Below are 14991 nucleotides of genomic sequence, written 5' to 3'. Positions count from 1 at the left end.
TGCCCGGACACGGCGTTCGTACGGAGTGGTGTGCCGCCCGGTCGCGTTCACGCACCTCACTCATGCCCGCAGCGTGCCCGCCGGCGACCGCTTCGCGCATGGGTACGGATACTCATTGCGGCACGGGACGTCCGTCCTCCAGCTCCACCGTCCCGCTCCCGGCCTCCCGGGCCGCCAGTGCCGCCCGGACCCGGGACGCCATGCGTGCCGGGAGCCACGCGTCGAGCTCGTCCGGGGCGGACAGCCGCCAGGCGGACAGCTCGTGCGCCGGGAGGCGGACCGCCGCCAGGTCGGACTCGGTGAGCACGCCGCCGTCGTAGACGTGGGACACCTCCGGCGAGCAGGGGTGACGGCGCACCCAGTCCGTGGCCAGGAGCGCGCCCGGGGCCCGGTCCAGGCCCAGCTCCTCGCGGACCTCGCGGCGGGCGGCCCCGCGCGGGGACTCGCCCGCGTCGCTGTCGACGCCGCCGCCCGGCAGGATCCAGCGGCCGTCCGTACGGTAGGCCGGTTCGACGAGCAGGACACGGCCGGCCGTGTCCGTGAACAGTACGACGGTGCCGACAACGGCCTTGGGCCGCATGGCCAGATGCTCGGCCGCGCCCACCGCTCCGGCCGCCTCCAGCTCCGCCCGCCGGGCCGGACCGACCCCGACCGGGGAGCCGGCGCACGGCACCGCGTGGTCCAGGTGCGCGATGCCGCCCGAGGCCAGGGCCTGCAGGGCCGCCGACAGGCGCTGCCGCCCCCGTGGCGAGAGCCGCTGCGCGGCCTCGTCGGGGGAGAGCCAGTGAGTGGCGACGACCTCGCCGTCCCCGCACCGGATCCCCGCGACCTGATCGTCCGTCAGCGGGCCGACGGCGAACACGTACGACGCCAGCGCCCTTCCGTGCACCTCGGCGGGCGTGCTGTCGACGGCCAGCAGCCGCCCCACCGGCACGTCCCCCAGCCCCACTTCCTCACCGATCTCCCGGGCCGCCCCCTGCGCCGCGCTCTCGTCGGCGGCGACCATCCCGCCGGGCAGCCAGAAGCGGTTGCCGTCGCCGTGGTCGTAGGAGTGCTCCAGCACCAGCACCCGGCCCTGCCCGTCGGTGACCAGGGCGGCGGCCGCGACCATGGGGGAGGGCAGCAGCGCGTAGTGGTCGCGGCGGCCGGCGGGCACCGGGCGGCCGTCCCGCAAGTGCGCGGTGTGCGCGCCGCGTTCGGCCTCGATGGCGGCGGCGACCCGGCGGCGCAGCCCCTCGGGGAAGCGCGTGAGCGCCACCTCGTCGGGGACGAACTCGGCCGCCCGGATCTCGTCGTGCTGCAGCACCAGGTCCCGGGCCGGGACGGGATGCGCGGTGCGCGCCGCGTAGATGAAGGCGACCAGGGACCGGCCGAAGACCTCCTTGGGCACATTGTCGACGGCCAGCAGCCGTCCCATGCGCAGGTCGAGGCCGATCTCCTCCTTCGCCTCCCGGCCGAGCGCGACGAGCAGTTCCTCGTCCTCGACCAGGCCGCCGACGATGTCCCAGCCGTCCTTGTAGGTCGGCTCGACGACGAGCATGCGGCCCTCCTCGTCGCGCACCAGCGCGTCCACCGCGATCACCGGGGCCGGATGCTGCCGCAGATACGCGGCGAGATCCGCGTCGACGGGCTCGCTCGCGCACCCGCTCCCGGACTCGGGAACGGTGCCGAGCGACGAGACGGCGTCGGACGAGGTCATGGCGCACCCCCAGCGAGGACGGACACGGGGAGGAGTGCCGTCGGCGGCCGTACGTGAACGCACCCGCATCCCCCCTGTGCACGGATTTCGGACTGACGATCGGTCAACGACCCATCGGCGAGGATGGTAACGGGGAGCGATCACCGAAATCCCCGCAGCGGGACGGAAGTTGCGCAGGACCGTTTCAGCGCGGGTACCACACGTACACGTCCGACACCTGGTCCGGCTGCGAGCCGTCCCTCACCGGTGAACTGAACACCACCGCCCGTCCGCCCTCGGCGACCGCCCCCGGGACCGCCGCTGCGGGCCGGTCGGAGACCGTACGGCGGGCCCCGGTGCGCAGGTCCCACAGGGACAGCCGTGAACTGCCGTCCGCGCACAGCAGATACCGGCCGTCAGGGCTCACGGCCTCGCCACGCACGCCCGGCACCCGGCGCGTGATGCCGGAACGCCAGTTACGCACATAGGTGTCGCTGCCCGACGTCAGCACGACGGTGCCGCCGTCCGCACTCAGCTGCACCAGCGACACCGGAGCACGGCCCGGGGCGGCAACGGCCGTCCGTCCCGTCGCGCGGTCGCGGACGAAGACCTGGCGCAGGTCGTCGTCCTGGTAGGCGACGTAGCGGGCGTCGGCGCTCAGGAACGGCCGGCTCATGCCGCGCAGCCCCTCCCGGACGGGACCCCGGCCCACCTGCTCGACGGTGCCCGTGCGCATGTCCCGTACCTCGATCCAGTACGGCAGGGCCGGATGTGCGGGTGCCACGCGGTAGGCGACGAAGCGGCCGTCCGCGCTGACCGAGGGATCCCAGCTGCCGTCGAAGCCGCTGTCGACGGGCTGTTGCTCCCCGGTCCGCAGATCGGCGCGGAAGACGTTGACGGCATGCGGGCCGAAGGCGATGTACGCGGCGTACCGGCCGTCGGCGCTCAGCACCGGACTGCCCAGCCCTCCCGTGATCCAGGACAGCCGGCCCGTGCGGAGGTCGCGTACATAGGCTTCCGTGAGCGGCGGCCGGGCCTGGCCGTCCGGGAGCAGATTGCCCGCCTGGGACGAGAAGCCGACGGAGCGGCCGTCCGGCGTGACCGTCGCCCGGTCGGACGGCCCGTCCGCCTGTCTGCCGTCACCGGCGGTGCTCACCCGCAGCACGCGGCCGGCGGGCGGCGCGTCCGCCGATGCCGACGGGGCGGGCAGCACGGTCGCGGTCAGAGCGGCGAACAGTGCGGCAACCGCCGTTGTACGCAAGGAGGTACGCGCGCGAACGCGCTCGGCTGTGCGCATGATCCCCTCCGGAGTCGGTACGGGATACCGGCCCGGGGGCCCGGGCCGGTATCCCACAGGACCGCACGCGCACCACCCCGGTCAATGCGGCTTCTCGCCGGTTTCACCGGCCGTCCGGCTGTCCGCCTCGCCCGCCGCCGCTTCGCGCGGGCGCACCTGCGGCCCGTACGCCCACTGCGCCACCCACTCCGCCAGGACCGCGCCGCTGTGCACCCACCGGAAGTGGTCCAGCCGCCGGCCCTCGGCGTCCGCCCGCGCGTAGTGCCGGCGCGTCAGCGCCGCGCGCGGGATCTTGCCCAGCAGATGCTCGGACGCGCGCCGCGGGAACATCCGGTCGCCCTCGACGCTCACCGCCAGCACCGGCAAGTCCAGCTCGCGCAGCGCCCGTTCGTAGTCGACCGTACTGCCCAGCAGCCGGAAGCCGTCCCGGCGCGCCTGCCGCGCGCAGTCCCGCAGCACGCCCGCCGCCTCGGTGCCGCCGAAACCGAAGCGCCGCCCGGGCCAGTAGCCCAGCGCCCGCGCCCCCAGGGCGCACAGTTGCAGCAGGACGAGATTGCGCAGCCCCGACAGCCCGCCGCACCCCCGGTACCAGCTGGAGCCGGTGCCGACGAGCACGAGCCCGTCCGGGCGCGGGCCGTGCGCGGCCGCGTGCAGCAGCGCGAGATGGCCGCCCAGGCTGTGCCCGAGGACCACCAGGGGCGCGCGCGGCAGTGCGGACCGTACGGCCGAGAGCACGGCGGTCACGTCCCACTCCGCCATCTCCCGGTAGCCGAAGCACACCCCGCGCCGTACGGCCGGAGTGCTCTCGCCGTGCCCCCGCAGATCGGCCGTGACGACCGTCAGCCCCCGCTCGTGCAACTGCCGGACGAACGGCAGGTAGAAGCGCGCCGGAGTGCCCATCGCCGGCAGCAGCACGACCACGGGGGCCGCCGCTTCGGCCTGCCGCAGCGCGCGCAGCACGAAGCGCGCCCCGTCCGGGCCGCACACCTCCGCGAGGACGCCCAGGCCCGCCCACACCGGCGGCGGCGCGTACGCGCCGTCCGCCGTCGCCTGCCGCGGCGGACGCACCACGGGCTCCGCGCGCAGCAGCAGCGCCACCGCCAGCGCGGCGAGCGCCGTCGCCGCGGCCCCCGTGCGCAACGCCGCGTGCAGGCCCTCCACGAAGGCGTCCGCGACCCACACGCGCACCACCTCCGCGCCGTCGCCCGCCACCCGCAGCCCGGCGGCCGGCCCCCCGTCCGAGACGACGCCCACCAGGCGGCGCGTGAGCGCGGACGGCAGCCCGGCGTCCGTCGCCTGACGCGAAAGCGAGGACCGCAGCCCCGAGTTGAGGACCGCGCCCAGCCCGGCGACCCCCACCACACCGCCGAGTTCCCGCAGCATGTCGACGACCGCCGAGGCCATCGCCGCGCGCTCGGCCCGCACCCGCTGCACCACCGTGACCGTCACCGGCACGAACGTCAGCCCCACACAGCCGCCGATCAGCGGCAGCAGCCACCAGTACTGCCCGTAGCGGGCCTGCGTGCCGTACCAGGACAGCCCCAGCAGCGCCACCGGGCACAGCGCGAGCCCCGCCAGCAGGGGACCGCGCGGGCCGCGCCGGCCCGAGACCAGCCCCGCCACCGGCGCCGACACCACGATGCACACCGACGCCAGCAGGAACACCAGCCCCGCCCCGGCCGGCGACCAGCCCAGCACGTACTGCAGATACAGCGACGCGAAGAAGATCGCCCCGAACAGGCCCGCCGCCGTCGCGAAACACGCCAGCGCAGCCGCAGCGCAGACCGGGTCACGGAAGAACCGCACCTGAAGCATCGGGGCCGCGCCGCGCAGTTCGACCACCACCAGCGCGGGCAGCGCGCACGCCGCCACCACGAACGCGAACGGCACCCGGCCGCCCGTCCAGCCCTCGACCGGACCCTGCACCAGCCCGTACACCAGCCCGCCCAGCCCGAGCGCCGCGAGCGCCTGGCCCCACGGGTCCCAGCGCACCTCCCGCCCCGGCGCCTCCGGCAGCGTCCGCAGGCCCACGAGGAAGGCGGCCAGCGCCACCGGCACGTTGATCCAGAAGACGCCGCGCCAGCCGAACCCCTCGACCAGCGGCCCCCCGACCACCGGCCCCAGAGCCAGCCCCAGCCCCGACGCCGCCCCCCGCACCCCGATCGCGCGGGCCCGGCGCCGCTCCTCCGTGAACACCTGCCGCACCAGGGCCGTGCTCGTCGGCAGCAGCACCGCGCCCCCCGCCGCCTGCACCGCCCGCCCCGCCACCAGCGCCGCCCAGCCGCCCGCGAGCGCGCACAGCGCGGACCCGGCCGCGAAGACGACGAGCCCGGCGAGGAACACCCGGCGGCGGCCCAGGCGTTCCCCCACCACACTGCCCGACAGCAGCAGCGCGGCCAGCGCCGCCGTATAGGTCGCCACGACCCACTGCAGCCCGCCGAAGCCGACCGCCAGCTGATCGCCCAGCTGCGGAAGGGCGTTGTTCACGGCCAGGTTGTCGAGCATCACCATGAAGATGGCGCTCGACACGACGAGCAGGACCGGCCACGCGCGGACGGCCGGGGGGGAGGACGGGCGAGCAGACATCAACCGACCAAACGGAGCGAAAGGGAACGGAGGGGCGAGGGGGTCGGCACGGGGGCCTCAGGGCCGGGCCAGCACGAGCACCGCGTTGTGCCCGCCGAAACCGAAGGAGTTGCTCATCACCGTCTCCATCCGCACCTGACGCGGCACCTTCGTGACCACGTCCAGATCGATCCGCGGATCGAGCCGGTCCAGATTCGCGGTGGGCGGCACCAGTTGCCGCTCCAGCGACAACACCCCGCACGCCGCCTCGATCGCCCCGGCCGCGCCGATGCCGTGCCCGATCACGCTCTTGACGGCCGTCACCGGCGGCGGCGTGCCGAAGGCCCGGCACAGGGCCCGGGCCTCGACGTAGTCGTTCACCTCGGTCCCCGTGCCGTGCGCGTTGACGTGGTCCACGTCCGCCGGGGACAGCCCCGCGTCCGCCAGCGCCGCGTCCACCGCCAGCGCCACGCCCTCGCCCTCCGGGTCCGGCGCCGTCGGCCCGTACGCGTCCCCCGACGCCCCGAAACCCACCAGCCGCGCCCGCACCCGCGCACCCCGCTCCCGCGCCTGCCGCGGCCGCTCCAGCACCAGCACGGCCGCGCCCTCCCCGAGGACGAAACCGTCCCGGTCCGCGTCGAACGGCCGGGAAGCGCCCTCCGGATCGTGACAGCGCGTGGAGAGCGCGGACAACTGCGAGAAGCACAGCGACGTCATCGCCGCCGCGCGCGGCGCCTCCGCCCCGCCCGCCAGCACGATGTCGCAGCGGCCCGCGTTGAGCAGATCGCGGGCGACCCCCAGCGCGGTGGCCCCCGACGCGCACGCCGTGGACACCGTCAGACTCGGCCCGCGCGCGCCCAGGTCGATGCACACCTCCCCGGCCGCCATGTTGGGGATGCTGCGCGGCAGCGTCAGCGGCGAGACCCGCTTCAGCCTCCCCGCCGCCACCTTCGCGTACTCGCCCTGCCAGGTGTCCAGGCTCGTCGAGCCCACCCCGAGCACCACCCCCACCCGGTGCCCCTCCCAGCCGCGGACGTCCAGGCCCGCGTCCGTCACCGCCAGCCGCGCCGCCGCGACGGCCAGCTGCACGAACCGGTCCATGCGCCAACTCGCCCGCCCCGCCAGCGCGATGGGGTCGAAGTCCGGGACCCGGCAGGAGAAGTCCACCGGCATCCCGGACAGCGCCGGATCGCGGTCCGCGGTCGGCAGGCCCGCGCACAGGCCGGCCCAGGTCGCCTCCCAGCCGATCCCGCACGGCGTGACCAGACCCAGACCGGTGACGGCGACGGCGGGGGTGCCGCCGGTCACGGACGGGCCCCCGCGGCCGCCGCCTCGCGCGCCCGCACCGCGTCGTCGAGGAGGGCCGCGACCTCGCCCAGCGTCGACCCCGGCCCGATCCCGGTGTCCCCGCCGCTGCCCAGGTCCAGGTCGTACTCGTCCTCGAAACGCACCACCAGCTCCAGCAGCGACAGCGAGTCCAACTCCAGCTCGCCGACCGTCGCCCGCGGCGTCAACGCCTCCCGGGGGACGTTGAACTGAGTGGCCAGCGCCTCGGCGACGCGTTCGTACATGCTGCTCACGGCCTGCCTGCCTTCCTCGCGCCCTCGTATACGGCCGTCAACTGAACGACATCCGGCCGTCGGCCACGATCCTGGCCAGACCCTGTGTCAGACAGCGGTGTGTGTCACCGGGCTTGGTCACGCTCGCCTGGTAGTGCCGGCCCGTCAGCGGACCGGAGGCGACCGTGCCCGTCAGCAGCGCGTCCGGCAGTTTCGCGCCCACCGTGCGGGACGCGGGGTGCAGGACGGACGTCGAGACCGTACGGCCGCGCCGGCCCGGCGACGCGTACCAGGTGAGCGCGCCCGTGCCGCGCAGGTCGTTGGCGACGGCACAACTGGCCACGCCCCGGCCCCTGAACTCCAGTCTCCCGGACGACAGATGACCCAGTGACTTGTCCGGCGAGGAGCAGTGGTCCAGCTCCAGCGTCCCGCCGACCTGCACCGGGCGCGTCACACCCGTCAGCGGCGGCACCAGCGTCAGCGGATCGCCCGGGATGGTGTGCACCTGGCACACCAGATGCGCGCGCGACGGCTCCTGCGCGGGCCGTACGGACGCCCCGCGGAGCCCCGGCTCCGGCTGCGCGTAGCCGCTCGGGGCGAGGCAGCCGAGCATCGCGGCGGCCGTCGCGGCGGAGGCGACGAGGAGACGGGAGCGCAGGGACGTGACGAGGGGGGCGGCCGAGGGGGCGGCGGAGCGGGGAACAGTCACGGGGATTCCTTCGTGAGACGACTTGGTGAGACGGCTTGTTGTGACGACTTGCTGTGATGGCTTGTTGTGACGACTTGCTGTGATGGCTTGGTGAGACGGAGAGTCGGCCGGACCGACCGGCTGGGCGCCGGCCTTGCGGTCCTGCGGTCCGGCGCTCGTGGAATCCGGATCGTAGGGAGACGCGCACCGGGTTCGGGGGAGGGCTCCCCGGCGGGCGCGGCAAGTAGCGCGAAAGGGTGGGTTTCCCGACGGGGCGTGCCGCATGGCACGTACGAGTGATGCGCAGGGGCGCCCGAATGACGCCGCAGCAGCGGGAAGTTCGCCCCGACGGCACGGATCCGGCGCGATCGTGCCCGGTCCGGGCCCGCGAGCACGGGCCTGCGGCCGCCCTCCCGGCCCTGCGAAGGCCCGCATACCACATCCCGCGCGTGTATCAGCCCACTTGTGCCAAGTGCGCCCCCCGCGCGCGGGCGCGCCCCAGACTCGTACGGGACGGCCCCGGGCACGCGGGCCCGGCGCGGGCGAGCGCGCAGGCGTCGTCCCCGGCCCGGCGGGCACGTCGACCCTGCCATGACCGAAGTGCCGCGAGGAGCTGTTCTTGACGTCCGAGCACCACGGCCACCCAGCGGTGGCCCGGGAAAACGGGACCCTTGGTGACCACGGAAGCAGTGGGACAGGAGGCCGTCCACGGCCGGACGCCGGCCGGTCCCCGCAGCGGTCCGGCGGCCTCGCCGTCGCGACCCGGCCCGCCAGGCACCACCCCGGCGACAGCGGTCACCGCGCGGTCCCCGGCCCCCGCGACCTCCGCCCCGCTCCCGCTCTCGCGGACCCGGACGGTGACAGCTGGCACACCGCCCTCGCAGCGGCCTGCGTCGGCGAGCAGTTCAGCCCCTCCATCGCCGAAGAGGCCACCCGCAGGGCCCGCGACGGCCTGCTGTCCCTGCGCGACCTTCGCCTGCTGCTGTTCGTCGCCGACGACGACCCCGGCTGGCAGCCCGCCCGCGACGCCGCCGCCCTCCAGGTCGCCTCCGCCGGCGGCGACATAGCCCGGCAACTGCTGCTGATGCACGCCCAGATCGAGATGTGGCCGCCGCCCGCCTTCACCGACGAACAGCGGCATCCCGCCCAGGGCGGGGGCGGCGGCGCCCACGAGTCCCGCGCCCGCATCGGCCCCCCCGGCCACGAGGTCGAGGGCCCGCCCCGCCGCGCCCACAGCCAGAAGGAGGCCCGGCGCCGCGCCCTGATCGGCCTCCTCGCCCGCCTCGCCGGGGTCGCCGACCCGAGCGCCCCGAACGCTCCGGGTGCTCCGGGTGCTCCGGGCGAGGAGGACGGCGGCGCCGGCCGTGTCCCCCGCGCCGCGCGGTCCGACGGATCCGGCATGGGCGTCGACGCGTTCGAGGCCCTGCTGCGCCGCCGCGCGGCCGCCGGGAAGCCCCCCGGGGACGACCTGCTGACCGAGATCCTGGGCCGGGCCGCCGCCAGCCGGCTGCGCCACCGCGACCTGGAACTCCTGCTGTTCGGCACCTGCGGCGACGCCTGGCAGCCGGCCCGCGAGGCCGCCCTCGGACTCGCCGCCCGCATGCCGCCGACAGCCGCCACCCTGATCTGCTGGCACGCCGAGCAGACGGGCCGACCCCTGATCGGCTACACGGAACAGACCGAGGGAGAGGGCCCGGGACGCACCTACACCGTCACCGCGCACTTCGAGGAAGGGGACGGCAGCAGCACCAGCGGCGACCCCCGGCCCGCCAAGAGCCGCAAGACCGCCCGGCATTACGCCGCCGTCAGCCTGCTCGCCCGGATGACCGGGCTCGCCGAACCGCGCGTGAACGTCACCGACCGGCCCGAGGGCGAGCGGACCGTCGCCCCCCTCAAGGCCGGCGAGGACCCCATGCGGCTGCTCAACAAGTACACCCAGCTCGAAGTCATCAGCCGCCCCGCCTACGCCTTCGACCAGCACACGCACGGCAGACGGCCCGTGTTCACCTGCACCGTCAGCTGCGACTACCGGGGGCGCCGCGTCGGCGTGCAGGCCGGCGGTTCGGCGCGCACCAAGGCCGAGGCCCGGATCGCCGCCGCCCGCGCCCTCATCGGCGAACTGCACCGCGCGAGCACCGGCGGCACCCCGCAGCAGGACATCCCCCGGCCCCGGCAGCACGCCCTCTCCCCGCGCGTGCCGGCCCCGGCCCCGCCCCCCGCCCCGCAGCGGCCCGCCTTCGTCGACGCGCACGCCGTCGGCGCGTTCGTCCGCGAAGCGACCGCCGCCGGCTGCGCGTTGACCTACGTCCCCGGTACGACGCCGCGCGACGCCCGGCTGCTGTTCCACCGCGCCGACGGCACCCCCATGCCCGCCACCGCCCTGCCCGCGCCCCTCGCCCGCGGCCGGTACGAGCTCGCCCTCGCCGGACCCGAGGGCGTACGGACCGCCGGCGTCGACGGCTGGGCCCTGCCGCTGCCCGAGGCCGCCGTCTTCCTGCCCCGGACCGACCTGCGCACCGCCCACCCCTCCGTGCACGCCTGGGAACGGGCCGCCCGGATCGGCCTGCACCTGATCGCCGCCCGCCTCGTCCACCCCGCGCTGACCGACACCGGCCTCGACGTCTGGCGGATCGGCCCCGTCCCGCCCGCCGCCCGCCGGGCTCTCGACGCCCTCGCCGCCTGGCTGCCTCCGCACGCCCACTGCGCCACCGCCGCGGGCCGGATGTGGCCCGCCGACCGGGCGCTGGCCGCGTTCCTCGACGGGCTCGCCGACACCCTCGTGCGCACCCCCGGCGCACCCGTCCTCCTCGGCGAACTCCCGTACCTCGCCCGGCCTCCCCGCCCCGCCCCCCAGCTGCGGCTGTGGGCCGACGCCGTGGAGGACCGCTGCGAGGTCGGCCCGCCACCCCGCCTCGCCCTGCGCGTCGAATCCCCCTCCGACACCGACGCACAGGCCGAACGGCTGCGCGTGACCCTGCTGCTGAGCCCACCGGACACCGAGGGCGCGGAGCCTGCCGAGGCCGGCCCGGTCCTCACCGGCACCGTCCGCCGCCCCGGACTCTCACCCGCCGACCGGCCCCGCGTCACCCGCGCCCTGCGCCGCGCCGCCCAGGACTGGCCCCCTCTCGCCCGCCTCGCCGCGCAACAGCCGCCGCGTACCCTCACCATCGACAGCACCGAGATCCTGCAACTCCTCGGCCCCGAGGGGCAGTCACTCGCCACGCGCGGCATCGACGTCCACTGGCCCGCGCATCTGCGGGGCGCGCTCACCACCCGCACTGTCGTCGGCACCGACACCACTACGGGCTACGGCACCGCCGCAGGCCCTGGCAGCGCCGGCCGCGGCCGCTTCGGGCTCACCGAACTCCTCGACTTCCGCTGGCAGCTGGCCCTCGACGGCGAGCCCCTCAGCGAGGCCGAGATGGACGCCCTCGTCGAAGCGGCCCGCCCGCTCGTGCGGCTGCGCGACACCTGGGTCCTCGTCGACGCCGAGACCGCCCACCGCGCCCGCCACCTCCGCCTCGCCCCCCTCACCGGCGTCGCCGCCCTGACCGCCGCCCTCTCCGGCTCCGTCACCGTCGACGGACACGACTACGTCTGCGAGGCCGCCGGAGCCCTCGCCGACGTCGTCACCACCCTGCGCGGCGGCGAACGGCAGCCCGAGCCCGTCCCCGTACCCCGCGCCCTGAACGCCCACTTGCGCGACTACCAGCACCGGGCCCTCACCTGGCTCGCCCGCACCACCGCCCTCGGCTTCGGCGCCTGCCTCGCCGACGACATGGGCCTCGGCAAGACCCTCACCGGCATCGCCTACCACCTGCACCGCAAGGAGACCGGCGACCCCGGCCCCACCCTCGTCCTGTGCCCCTCCTCCCTCGTCACCAACTGGGCCCGGGAAATCGCCCGGTTCGCCCCCGGCACCCCCGTCCTGCGCTACCACGGCCCCGACCGCAGCCTCGACGGCCTCACCGACGCGACCGTCGTCGTCACCACCTACGGCGTGCTCCGCCGCGACCACCGCGAACTCGCCGCCGTCCACTGGGGCCTGGCCCTGGCCGACGAGGCCCAGAACGTCAAGAACCACCGCACCCAGACCGCCCGCTGCCTGCGCGAGCTGCGCCCCGCCACCCGCATCGCCCTCACCGGCACCCCCGTGGAGAACACCCTCGACGAACTGTGGGCCATCCTCGACTGGACCAACCCCGGCCTCTTCGGCACCCTCCGCCGCTTCCGCGAGCAGTACGCGCGCGACGTCGAACGCGACACCGGCTCCGCCACCGCGCGACGCCTCACCCGGCTCATCGCCCCGTTCCTGCTGCGGCGCAAGAAGACCGACCCCGGGATCGCCCCCGAACTGCCCCCCAAGGTCCACCAGGAGCGCGTCGTCCAGCTCACCCCCGAACAAGTCGCCCTCTACGAGGCCAATGTCCGCGAGGCCATGGCCGCCGTCGAGGGCACCAGCGGACCGGACCGCGCCAACATCGTCCTCAAACTCCTCACCGCGCTCAAGCAGATCTGCAACCACCCCGCGCACTACCTGCACAACCGCGACGCCGGACCCGAGCCCGCGGACCGTCCCTTCGCCGAACGCTCCGCGAAACTCAAGGCCCTGGAGGACCTCCTCACCACCATCGTCGAAGGAGGCGAGTCCGCCCTCGTCTTCACCGGCTTCGTCGTCATGGGCGAACTCCTGCGCACCCATCTCGCCGGACTCGGCCTCGACCCGCTGTTCCTGCACGGCAGTACACCCGTCACCCGCCGCCAGGAAATGGTCGACGCCTTCCAGGCCGGCCGCCACCCCGTCCTGATCCTGTCCGTGCGCGCCGCCGGCACCGGACTCAACCTCACCCGCGCCGGACACGTCGTCCACTACGACCGCACCTGGAACCCGGCCGTCGAGGACCAGGCCACCGACCGCGCCCACCGCATCGGCCAGCAGCACACCGTCCACGTCCACCACCTCATCAGCGAAGGCACCGTGGAAGACCGCATCGCCGCCCTGCTCCAGAGCAAACGCGCCCTCCACGACGCCGTCCTCACCAGCGGCGAACGCGGCCTCGGCGAACTGTCCGACCGCGAACTCGCCGCCCTCGTCACCCTCGGGAGCACCCGATGAACGCCCCCACCCCGGCCGAGGGCACGCACCGGCCCTGGGACGCCGCCTGGAGCAGCGCCTTCGAGACCGCCGCCGGTGACACGGCCCTCCTCGCCGCCGGGCGCGCCCTGACCGGATGCCTCGGCCCCCTCGGCGTCAGCGCGGGCGTCGTCACCGCCAAACTCCCGGCCCCCGACAACGTCCCCAAGATCCGCCCGCGCCTGACCGTTCCGGTCCTCACCGACGAGGAGTGGGACCGCGTCTACGCCGCCGTCACCCAGGACCCCGAACTCGTCCTCTCCCTGCGCACGGAGCGCCTCACCGACGCCCTGACGGATCCGGCGCGCACCGGGGGCGTCCCCGTCGTCCCCCGCCCGGACGAGATCGGCTTCAGCTGCAACTGCCCGGCCGGGGACGCACTGTGCGCGCACACGGCAGCGGTCGGCCACGCCTTCGCCGACCGGCTGCGCGCGACTCCGCCGGTCCTGCTGTCGCTGCGGGGAAGGGCGCACCGGCATCTCAAGGCCCACGTACGGACGTTGACGTCCCCCGGCAACGGCAACGGTTCCGGCAGCACGGCCCGTACGGGGACGGACACCGCGGCCTGTGACGAGGCCCGTGACGAGGCCGACTTCACGGACGGCACCCTCGCCGCCACGGAGGCGTACGCCCGCCACCCCCACGACCCCGGCCCCCCGCCACCCCTCCCGGCCGACCTCGGCACCGCGGCGGTCGCCCCCGCCCTCGACACGCTCCGGGACGAACCCCCCACCCCCACACCGCCGTTGGGGGCCCTGCGCGCTCTCGTCGAGGACGCGGCCCGGCGTGCCGCCGCCCTCCTCGCCGGCGAGGGCGCGCCCCTGCCGCACGACCGGCTCACCGACGCCGTCCGCCTCCTGGCCGGCCCCACCGGCAAGCCGTACACCGAAGCCGCCGCCGAACGCCTCGACCTGCCCCCCGGCCGGCTCCGCCACCTGATCGCCGCCCACGGGTACGGCGGCGCCGCCGGAGTCCACGTCACCGCCCACCGCACCCCCGCCGACCCCGACACCCTCGCCGCCGCCGAAGCCGCGATCCAGCCCGTACGCCCCGCCCAACTCTCCACCCTGGAACGCGACCACAACCGCCTCACCGACCCCGCCGCCTCCGTCCAGCTCCGCCTCGGCCCCGACGGCCGCTGGCACCCCTTCACGGACTGGCTCGGCACCTGGCGCCCGGCCCCGGGCGCCGACCCGGACCCGGTCGCGGCCTACCGCGCGGCACGCAGGGAACGAGCACGGCTGCCGGGAGGGCGGTAGGGGACCTCTGCTAGCTTGGTCGCTATGAAGCGCGCTGCGATGCACCTTGCGATGCACCTGACGACGACGCCGGAGACCGTCCCGGCGCGCTGACAGCTGACTTCGTCGAAAGCCCCGGGGCGAGTGCCCCGGGGCTTTCCCGTGCGGCGGCTCGCCCTGCCGTCCTGGTGAGGAGCCACCATGCACGACCACCGCACACCCGCCGCCCCGTCCTTCGACCCGGCCGCCGCCTCCGTCGCCGTCTACAGCGAGCATGCGGCCGCCTACGAGGCCGCCCACGCCGCCAAGATGGCGGAGAAGACAGGACGGTTCGCCGAGTCCCTGCCCGTGCCGTCGCTCATCCTCGACGCCGGCTGCGGCCCGGGCCGTGACCTTGCCCGGTTCACCGCGCACGGCCACCTCGCCCGGGGCGTCGACCTCAACCCCGTCTTCGTGGAGATGGCCTCCGCACACGCCCCCACCTCCCGGTGCGACCTGCGCTCCCTCGCGGCGCGCTTCCCGGCCGCGACCTTCGACGGCATCTGGGCCGCCGCGTCGCTCGTCCACCTCCAGGACCACGAAACCGTCGATGTCCTCGGGCAGTTCGCCCGGCTCCTGCGGCCCGGCGGCAAGCTGTACGCCTGCCTCAAGTCGACCGGCAGCACCGGCTGGCTCGACGAGCCGGACGGCCGTCGCTGGTACACCGTCTGGGAGCCCGAGGCGTTCGCCGAGGCCGTCGGCGCGGCCGGATTCGCGGTCGAGGAGGTGGAGCGGGGCGTGTTCGTGGAGGTGTGGGCGACCCGGAACGGCTGAACCGGGGCGTGTCCGTAAA

General features: G+C 75.5%; 9 protein-coding genes. 3 read left to right on the top strand and 6 right to left on the bottom strand.

Going from position 1 to position 14991, the window contains the following annotated elements; translation table 11 throughout:
* Positions 1–112: 112 nt before the first annotated feature.
* From ACFP1Z_RS10340 to ACFP1Z_RS10315, 6 genes are all read right to left on the bottom strand, one after another.
* Entirely contained in the window at positions 113–1699 is a 1587-nt protein-coding gene (locus ACFP1Z_RS10340; protein ID WP_390315708.1) for an NUDIX hydrolase, read from the bottom strand.
* A gap of 184 nt (positions 1700–1883) precedes the next feature.
* Positions 1884–2975: a TolB family protein gene (locus tag ACFP1Z_RS10335; RefSeq protein WP_390315707.1), complete on the bottom strand. Its 1092-nt coding sequence runs from the start codon at positions 2973–2975 to the stop codon at positions 1884–1886.
* Positions 2976–3056: 81 nt separating this feature from the next.
* On the bottom strand, positions 3057–5561 hold the full coding sequence (locus ACFP1Z_RS10330) for an MFS transporter (RefSeq protein ID WP_390315706.1): 2505 nt from the start codon (positions 5559–5561) through the stop codon (positions 3057–3059).
* A 57-nt stretch (positions 5562–5618) separates the two neighbouring features.
* A complete protein-coding gene (locus ACFP1Z_RS10325) occupies positions 5619–6848 on the bottom strand; it encodes a beta-ketoacyl-[acyl-carrier-protein] synthase family protein (RefSeq protein WP_390315705.1) in 1230 nt (409 codons plus the stop codon).
* Positions 6845–7111, bottom strand: coding sequence for a phosphopantetheine-binding protein (locus tag ACFP1Z_RS10320; protein ID WP_390315907.1), 267 nt, complete (start codon positions 7109–7111; stop codon positions 6845–6847). The genes ACFP1Z_RS10325 and ACFP1Z_RS10320 overlap by 4 nt, the downstream gene beginning before the upstream one ends.
* 46 nt (positions 7112–7157) lie before the next feature.
* Positions 7158–7808 (bottom strand): hypothetical protein, encoded by a 651-nt coding sequence (locus ACFP1Z_RS10315; RefSeq protein ID WP_390315704.1) that lies wholly within the window; start codon positions 7806–7808, stop codon positions 7158–7160.
* A gap of 598 nt (positions 7809–8406) precedes the next feature.
* Here ACFP1Z_RS10315 and ACFP1Z_RS10310 point away from each other — a divergent pair.
* The 3 genes from ACFP1Z_RS10310 (at position 8407) to ACFP1Z_RS10300 (ending at position 14972) form a co-directional block, all read left to right on the top strand.
* The gene (locus ACFP1Z_RS10310) at positions 8407–12903 is read left to right on the top strand and encodes an SNF2-related protein (protein WP_390315703.1); all 4497 of its coding nucleotides are present in this window, start codon (positions 8407–8409) and stop codon (positions 12901–12903) included.
* Positions 12900–14180, top strand: a complete 1281-nt coding sequence (locus ACFP1Z_RS10305; RefSeq protein WP_390315702.1) for a hypothetical protein — start codon at positions 12900–12902, stop codon at positions 14178–14180. The genes ACFP1Z_RS10310 and ACFP1Z_RS10305 overlap by 4 nt, the downstream gene beginning before the upstream one ends.
* Before the next feature lie 180 nt (positions 14181–14360).
* Entirely contained in the window at positions 14361–14972 is a 612-nt protein-coding gene (locus ACFP1Z_RS10300) for a class I SAM-dependent methyltransferase (protein WP_390315701.1), read from the top strand.
* Positions 14973–14991: the final 19 nt, after the last annotated feature.

Source organism: Streptomyces gamaensis (genome assembly GCF_042656465.1).
GTDB classification, from domain to species: domain Bacteria; phylum Actinomycetota; class Actinomycetes; order Streptomycetales; family Streptomycetaceae; genus Streptomyces; species Streptomyces gamaensis.
The sequence above is the reverse complement of the archived record's forward strand: the minus strand, read 5'-3'. Positions and strand labels throughout refer to the sequence as shown.

What these genes read in the sequence shown, in the direction of transcription:
- ACFP1Z_RS10340 (WP_390315708.1), bottom strand. Translation starts at nt 1,699, where the DNA reads ATGACCTCGTCCGACGCCGTCTCGTCGCTCGGCACCGTTCCCGAGTCC.
- ACFP1Z_RS10335 (WP_390315707.1), bottom strand. Translation starts at nt 2,975, where the DNA reads ATGCGCACAGCCGAGCGCGTTCGCGCGCGTACCTCCTTGCGTACAACG.
- ACFP1Z_RS10330 (WP_390315706.1), bottom strand. Translation starts at nt 5,561, where the DNA reads ATGTCTGCTCGCCCGTCCTCCCCCCCGGCCGTCCGCGCGTGGCCGGTC.
- ACFP1Z_RS10320 (WP_390315907.1), bottom strand. Translation starts at nt 7,111, where the DNA reads ATGTACGAACGCGTCGCCGAGGCGCTGGCCACTCAGTTCAACGTCCCC.
- ACFP1Z_RS10305 (WP_390315702.1), top strand. Translation starts at nt 12,900, where the DNA reads ATGAACGCCCCCACCCCGGCCGAGGGCACGCACCGGCCCTGGGACGCC.
- ACFP1Z_RS10300 (WP_390315701.1), top strand. Translation starts at nt 14,361, where the DNA reads ATGCACGACCACCGCACACCCGCCGCCCCGTCCTTCGACCCGGCCGCC.